We start from the raw sequence: 6225 nt of genomic DNA on the forward strand, positions 1-6225 counted from the left end.
AATCAATAATCTCGTCTGCTTCTTTTCTAGGGAATTCTTCTACCATAATTCCATCTTCAACATAAATGTCGTTTTTAGAAATTTTTACGTCATCAAATCCGTAAAAGTTGGTAAAAATTTGCTTCATTTTATTCTTCCACGTCGTAAATGTGTCCACAGTAGGCACATTTATAGGTCTTTTCTTCCTTATTTATGAGGATAAATTCACTTTGAACTTCTCTTTCAGTTGTAGATACACATTTTGGATTTTGACAAGTTAGGATATCAATAGCCTTTTCAGGTAGCTTTAATTCAAGTTTTCTAACTACCTTTTCATTTTCAATGATATTTACAGTTGCTGTTGGGTCTATAATTGAAACAGCGTCTAGGTTTATATCAATATTGTTTGCGATTTTTAATATATCCTTTTTGCCAAATCTTGTTGAAGAAGCATTTAAAATTATTGCCACTTCGTCTTTTAAATCTTTTAAGTCTAAAAGATTATATATTTGCATACCTAGTCCTGCTCTAATATGGTCTATTACTATTCCGTCTTTAATGCTTGTGATTTCAATCATTGTTTGCCTCCAATAATTTTATAATAAGTGCCATTCTAACATACATACCAAATTTAGCTTGTTTGAAATAAACAGCTCTTGGGTCATCGTCAACTTCTTTAGCTATTTCATTTACCCTTGGAAGTGGGTGCAATACTATCATATCTTCTCTAGCCCTATTCATTTTTTCCTTATCTAGTAAGTAGGAATCTTTAAGTCTTGTATATTGGGCATCAGAGTAAAATCTTTCTCTTTGAATCCTTGTCATATAAAGAATGTCAATCTTATCAATCACTTCATCAAGACTTCTTACTTCCTCATACTCAGAATTTTCATCAAATACTTCTTCCTTTAAATATTGTGGAAGTTTTAATTCTTCTGGAGAAATTAATATGTATTTATTTCCCTCAAAAAGATTTAAGATTTTAATCAATGAGTGAACAGTCCTTCCATATTTTAAGTCACCACAAATACCTATAACATGGTTGTCAAAACTTTCTTTGTAATTGCTAATAGTTAGCATATCTGTTAAGGTTTGAGTTGGATGTTGGTGACCACCGTCTCCTGCGTTTATAATTGGGCAATCAGCTGCAAGACTTGCAAGATAGGCAGCACCTTCTTGTGGATGACGCATTGCAATAATATCTGCATATTGGCTTACGGTCCTAACTGTATCTTGTAAGCTTTCACCTTTCTTTGCTGAAGATACACTAGCATCAGAAAATCCTACTACAGATCCACCTAACCTTAGCATAGCAGATTCAAAAGATAATCTTGTCCTAGTTGAAGGCTCAAAAAAAAGAGTCCCCAATAACTTCCCATCTGCTGAATGAGAAAAATCGGCTGGACTCTTATAAATAGCATTTCCTAGTTCAATAATTTCGAGCAAATCTTTTTTTGTCAAATCGTGCGAATTTAATAAATTTTTTATAGAAATCATACTTTCTCCTTAGATTTTTTAAAATTATACCAGTATATTTCTATCTGTCAAAATTATAATTCATTTATTAAATCTGATATAGACTTTGTTGTAACCATGCCCTTTTCAATGCCTAAATCTGCTAGAATTTCATCTATTTTTGATTGGTTTGTAAATTCAATTTCCATATATGGGTGTGGGTAGGTATTTTTATCCCAAGTATCTATGTCAAACCTCTGGCCTTTATACCTGTAAGAAAATCTTTCTTTTTCACCCTTGTATTTAAGTTTTACACCCATTTTTTCTAAGATAGATGTCATCATAGATACAGAATCAATATGAACTGTAAATTCATTATTTATCCTAACATCTTTCTCGTTTTTTACTTCCTTAAAAGTTAGCTCGATTGGCGCTTTTTTGCCGTCAATTAAGCTTTCTCTAATTCTTAAATATCCTTTTTCAAATTCACCACTTGTAGGTTCAAAAGTATAATTAGTTTGTAATTCCCTGCTCACTTTCTCAGCCCCAAGACTAGTTAATTTTTCTTCCATATCCTTAGGTATAATATTTAAAACTTTTACTTCTATTTCTCTTTGCATTATCCTATCCTTACTGGGTCAAAATCCACATAATCGCCCGACACGCAGACTAATTTGACCCCTTCAAAAATTCCTTCCTTAATCAATCTGTGCCCATTTCCATGAAGATGTCCATAAATAAGAGTATGAGCCTTAAATTCTTTGGCTAAATCAAAAAAATCATTCAAGGATCCATCAGTATTTATTGGCGGGTAATGGAGATTTATAATAAGATTCTTGTCAGATTTACTACTCCTAATAGAATTTTCCAGCCTTAGGAGTTCTCTTTTATAAATCTTTTCATCATGGTCAGTAAAATCTCTGCTATCCCTGCTAATCCAACCCCTAGTTCCACAAATTAGATAATCTTCTACTTCAAAAGAATTATTTTGTAAAAACTCTATGGTTTCAAAACCTAGCTGGTTAAGTTTATTTAATGAAGACCACCAAAAATCATGATTACCCTTCATCAATATTTTTTTACCAGGAAGCCTTTCAATTTTTTCTAAATCAATTTGAGCATTTTTTATATCCATAGCCCAAGATATATCACCTGGAACTAAGACCGTGTCCTCATCTTTTATTTTATTTTTCCAATTTGAGAAGATTTTTTCCTGGTAATTTTTCCAGGCTTCTCCAAAAACCTCCATAGACTTTTCTTCAGTATAGTCCAAGTGAAGGTCAGCTAGAGCATATATCATCTATCCTCCAATTGTATAAAATTTACACTTATATTTTCAACATCAAAAAATTCTTTTTCTCTTTTATGGCAGGTAAAATATATTATCTGCCTTGTTAAAGATTCATCAAGAATTAGGTATAAAAATCTTCTTAATCTTTCAATATCATAATTTATAAAAGCATCATCAAGAATCAAAAACGTATCCTTAATACTTTGTTTAGCTAAACTAAGTTTCATGGCAAAATTTACCTGATCAAAATATCCCTTTGACAACTGTTTTTCATCATAAGTAAAACTAGACTTATCCCTAATCTCTATATCTAAACTCTTATTAAAACTTATATCAAATTCAGACTTACTTGATTCTTCAAGGATTGTTTTTAATTCCTTATTTAGCTTATAAATTTCAGCCCTATTTTCATTAGCAATTTCTAAAATAATTTTTTTAGCAATACTTATTGCCTCTATTTCATCTTGAAGCTTGTTTAATTTTTCTGATTGGTATCTTAACTCATCCCTTAATCCTGCTTCATTTTGCAAGATATTGTCTATTGATAAAAGACTTTTTTCTTGAGAGTGAATCCTAAGTCTTGATTCTTTTATTTCCTTTTCAAGCCTTGCAATCTCATCTAATTCTTTCAGATTGTCATAATCATCCAAATCAAAATCAATTTCCTCTTCGCCTTTATTAAAAGCTAAATCCTGCTTTTTTAAAATATCTAATACTTCTACAATTTTCCCTCTTTCAGAAAGAAGATTTTCATATTTTAAAAATCGACGCCTTAGATTATTATACTCAGATGAATTCTTTCCTCCATCTTTATTAGTTTGCTTATAGATTATATAAATAAAAGGAAAAACTAATAATAAAAGGTAAAACTTCCTTAATATGGTAGCCATCAAAATTATAGCTATACAAGCAAAAAAATAAATAATCCTATAATCAATTCTATTTTCTGTTTTTTCTTCGCTAATCCAATCAAATTCCATACCTTTTAAGTCATCGTAGCTTTCTAATTCCTTATCTATGCCAAAAAGTTTATCAGACCAATTTCGGTAAGACTTAAAATTATCATCAGATCTTTTCTTATTAAAAATTTGATTTACTTGCTTTTTTCGTTCACAATTTTTTTCGTTAATAGCTAGAATATTTTTTTCTTCATCTAATTTTTGATATGACTGGTAAAAATCTTTTTTTAACCTATCGATTTCTGAGATTTGTTCTTCTAAATCTTTTATTTTTTCCTTTGTTTTATAATAAGGTTTGGTATAGGCCCTATCAGTTCCAATTTCTTTAAGCCTATTATCAAGTATTTCCAAAGAATTTTTTATGGAAAATTTGTAGTCTATATCGCTTGAAGCAAGTTTTTCTAAAACTTTTTTCTTGCTATCTTGGCTAATTTCTTGGATCTGTTCGGATGAAATATAGGATTTGTATATATCATAATCCACTCCAAGAAAATATTTCCCTGGAGCATTTAAGTCGGATTTCTTTAGTTTCACTTCCTTATTTTCGCTTAAATTACTAATCCTATAATCGCCACTATCGAAATCTCTAAATAAAAGATACTTCTGGCCATCCTTAATCAACTTAATTTCTCCGGCATAAATATAGGAAGATTTTGGCCTATAATTTTCTCTTTTATTAGAAAAACTGATTCTTAATTTCCCCTCATCAAAACCATAAAACATTCCTTCTATAAAATTTTTTATGGTAGTTTTTCCTGATTCATTTAGACCATAAATTAGGTTAAAAGATGGGTCTAGCCTTATTGTTTTGTTTTGAAATTTACCAAAAGATTTTATATTTAATTCTTCAATATAAATCCTAGTCATCCTTGCTCCTATAAATCGCATCTAAACCTAATTCTAAGGCTCTCGCTTGGATATCATTTAAATCATCAGGGAATTTTTTCCTATACTTTTCTAATAGGGAATCTGGGTAAAAATTAACCAAATCATAGAGTGACGATCTTTCATCCACTCTAATTTGAATATAATCTGCATTTATAGCCTTTTTTAATTTATTAATATTGACCTGCCTATCAAAATTTATTCTTAAGTAATTTTCCCTCTTGGATTCTAGCTTAGAATTAACAAATGTTATCAAATCATCATCATTATTAAAATCATCTAGATCTAATTTCAAATCATAAAATTTCATTATCGAAGAAGCGACATGGCTTATTTTCCCTTGATCATATAGGATATAACCATAATCATATATATCTGAAAAATCACCTGGTTCAATAGATCCAGCATAGTAAATATTATTACCAAAATTTTCCCATTTATGAATATGGCCTAAAGCCACATAATCAAAACCTATTTTTTTTAATTTTTCTAAGTTTAAATCCAGATAAGTAGATTTAGGATTATTTATAGTCCCGTGACCTAGTAAAATATTGAAATAATTAGGGTCTAAGTCTATATCATAGGAAAATTCTTGATTAAAAATCCTATCTTTATAGGATAAACCATAAATCCTTGTTGAATTGATTTCGTAATACTCAAGATTTTCGTCAGTGAAGATGTGGAAATTTTCAGGCTTCATTTTTAAAATAGCTTTATTATCTTCTCCGATGTAGTCGTGATTTCCTGCAACATAAAAAACATCCTTGCCAAAGTCAGATATTTTATCAAAAAGTTCCTTATAATCCCTTATTGTAAAAAAGGCTCTTTCATACAAGTCACCGGCTATCAAGAAAAAATCAACATCCGAATTTTTATCCAATATATTTTCAAATGACTTTTTATTATTTCCCCTAATCTTATTTGAAAATTCACTTTTAAAGCTATACCTATCTCCGAGATGGCAATCAGCCAAGTGGATAAATTTCATATAAGGTTTACACTTTCTATGAGTTTCTTGTCGGCTTTTATATTATAAACAGTAAGTGACCCATTGTCTATCCAAAATGATTGCCAATTTGCAAGGTCTTTTAAAATCCAAAACAAGGTTGATCTTATGGCTATACCGTGACTTATGGCAAGAATATTTTTGTCTTCTTTTGATTTTTCATCAAGAAAGGAACCTAATCTCCTAATTACATCTCTTCTTGATTCTCCATTTGGATAGGCTAAATCAAAATACGATGCTTTTTCCTTTTCAAAAAAATCTTTGTGATTTTCTCTCACATCATAAATGTTTTGACCCTTAAAGTCCCCAAAATCCATTTCATTTAACCTTGTATCAACCAAAAAATTATCAAAGCCTAAAATCTTAGCGGTTTCTTGGCTACGAATTAAGCCAGAAGTATAAACTTGGTCAATTTGGTAATTTTTTAATAGTTCTTTAGTCCTATCAAGTATATATAAACCCGATTCTTCAAGTCTAGTATCGGGAGTTGAGTATTTTTTTTCTATATTTGCTCTAGTAAGACCATGTCTTACAAAAATAATTTTCATATTCCACCTCACTAATAATTATAACAAAATTTATCTTTTTATCTAGTTTTGGCAAAATAAAAGACGGTTTCCCGCCTTTTATTATTCTCCACTGGACATGGC

General features: G+C 30.0%; 7 protein-coding genes. All 7 read right to left on the reverse strand.

What is annotated here, in order from left to right:
* Positions 1 to 128: 128 nt before the first annotated feature.
* The 7 genes from RQ907_RS06910 to RQ907_RS06940 are packed head-to-tail and all read right to left on the reverse strand — an operon-like array spanning position 129 to position 6123.
* Complete coding sequence (locus RQ907_RS06910; protein WP_311492646.1) at positions 129 to 557, reverse strand: aspartate carbamoyltransferase regulatory subunit; 429 nt, start codon at positions 555 to 557, stop codon at positions 129 to 131.
* On the reverse strand, positions 550 to 1476 hold the full coding sequence (pyrB, locus tag RQ907_RS06915) for an aspartate carbamoyltransferase (RefSeq protein WP_311492647.1): 927 nt from the start codon (positions 1474 to 1476) through the stop codon (positions 550 to 552). Before pyrB ends, RQ907_RS06910 begins: the two co-directional genes overlap by 8 nt.
* A 53-nt stretch (positions 1477 to 1529) precedes the next feature.
* Positions 1530 to 2054, reverse strand: coding sequence for a class IV adenylate cyclase (locus RQ907_RS06920; protein ID WP_311492648.1), 525 nt, complete (start codon positions 2052 to 2054; stop codon positions 1530 to 1532).
* Positions 2054 to 2734 (reverse strand): metallophosphoesterase, encoded by a 681-nt coding sequence (locus RQ907_RS06925; protein ID WP_311492649.1) that lies wholly within the window; start codon positions 2732 to 2734, stop codon positions 2054 to 2056. The genes RQ907_RS06920 and RQ907_RS06925 overlap by 1 nt, the downstream gene beginning before the upstream one ends.
* On the reverse strand, positions 2731 to 4551 hold the full coding sequence (locus RQ907_RS06930) for an AAA family ATPase (protein ID WP_311492650.1): 1821 nt from the start codon (positions 4549 to 4551) through the stop codon (positions 2731 to 2733). The genes RQ907_RS06925 and RQ907_RS06930 overlap by 4 nt, the downstream gene beginning before the upstream one ends.
* Positions 4544 to 5557, reverse strand: coding sequence for a DNA repair exonuclease (locus RQ907_RS06935; protein WP_311492651.1), 1014 nt, complete (start codon positions 5555 to 5557; stop codon positions 4544 to 4546). The genes RQ907_RS06930 and RQ907_RS06935 overlap by 8 nt, the downstream gene beginning before the upstream one ends.
* A complete protein-coding gene (locus tag RQ907_RS06940) occupies positions 5554 to 6123 on the reverse strand; it encodes a histidine phosphatase family protein (RefSeq protein WP_311492652.1) in 570 nt (189 codons plus the stop codon). Before RQ907_RS06940 ends, RQ907_RS06935 begins: the two co-directional genes overlap by 4 nt.
* Positions 6124 to 6225: the final 102 nt, after the last annotated feature.

It is taken from the genome of uncultured Anaerococcus sp. (assembly GCF_963510575.1).
Lineage (GTDB): Bacteria > Bacillota > Clostridia > Tissierellales > Peptoniphilaceae > Anaerococcus.

Bases quoted from the DNA above. Each gene is read 5' to 3' on its own strand.
- RQ907_RS06910 (WP_311492646.1), bottom strand. From the start codon at position 557: ATGATTGAAATCACAAGCATTAAAGACGGAATAGTAATAGACCATATT.
- pyrB (WP_311492647.1), bottom strand. From the start codon at position 1,476: ATGATTTCTATAAAAAATTTATTAAATTCGCACGATTTGACAAAAAAA.
- RQ907_RS06920 (WP_311492648.1), bottom strand. From the start codon at position 2,054: ATGCAAAGAGAAATAGAAGTAAAAGTTTTAAATATTATACCTAAGGAT.
- RQ907_RS06925 (WP_311492649.1), bottom strand. From the start codon at position 2,734: ATGATATATGCTCTAGCTGACCTTCACTTGGACTATACTGAAGAAAAG.
- RQ907_RS06930 (WP_311492650.1), bottom strand. From the start codon at position 4,551: ATGACTAGGATTTATATTGAAGAATTAAATATAAAATCTTTTGGTAAA.
- RQ907_RS06935 (WP_311492651.1), bottom strand. From the start codon at position 5,557: ATGAAATTTATCCACTTGGCTGATTGCCATCTCGGAGATAGGTATAGC.
- RQ907_RS06940 (WP_311492652.1), bottom strand. From the start codon at position 6,123: ATGAAAATTATTTTTGTAAGACATGGTCTTACTAGAGCAAATATAGAA.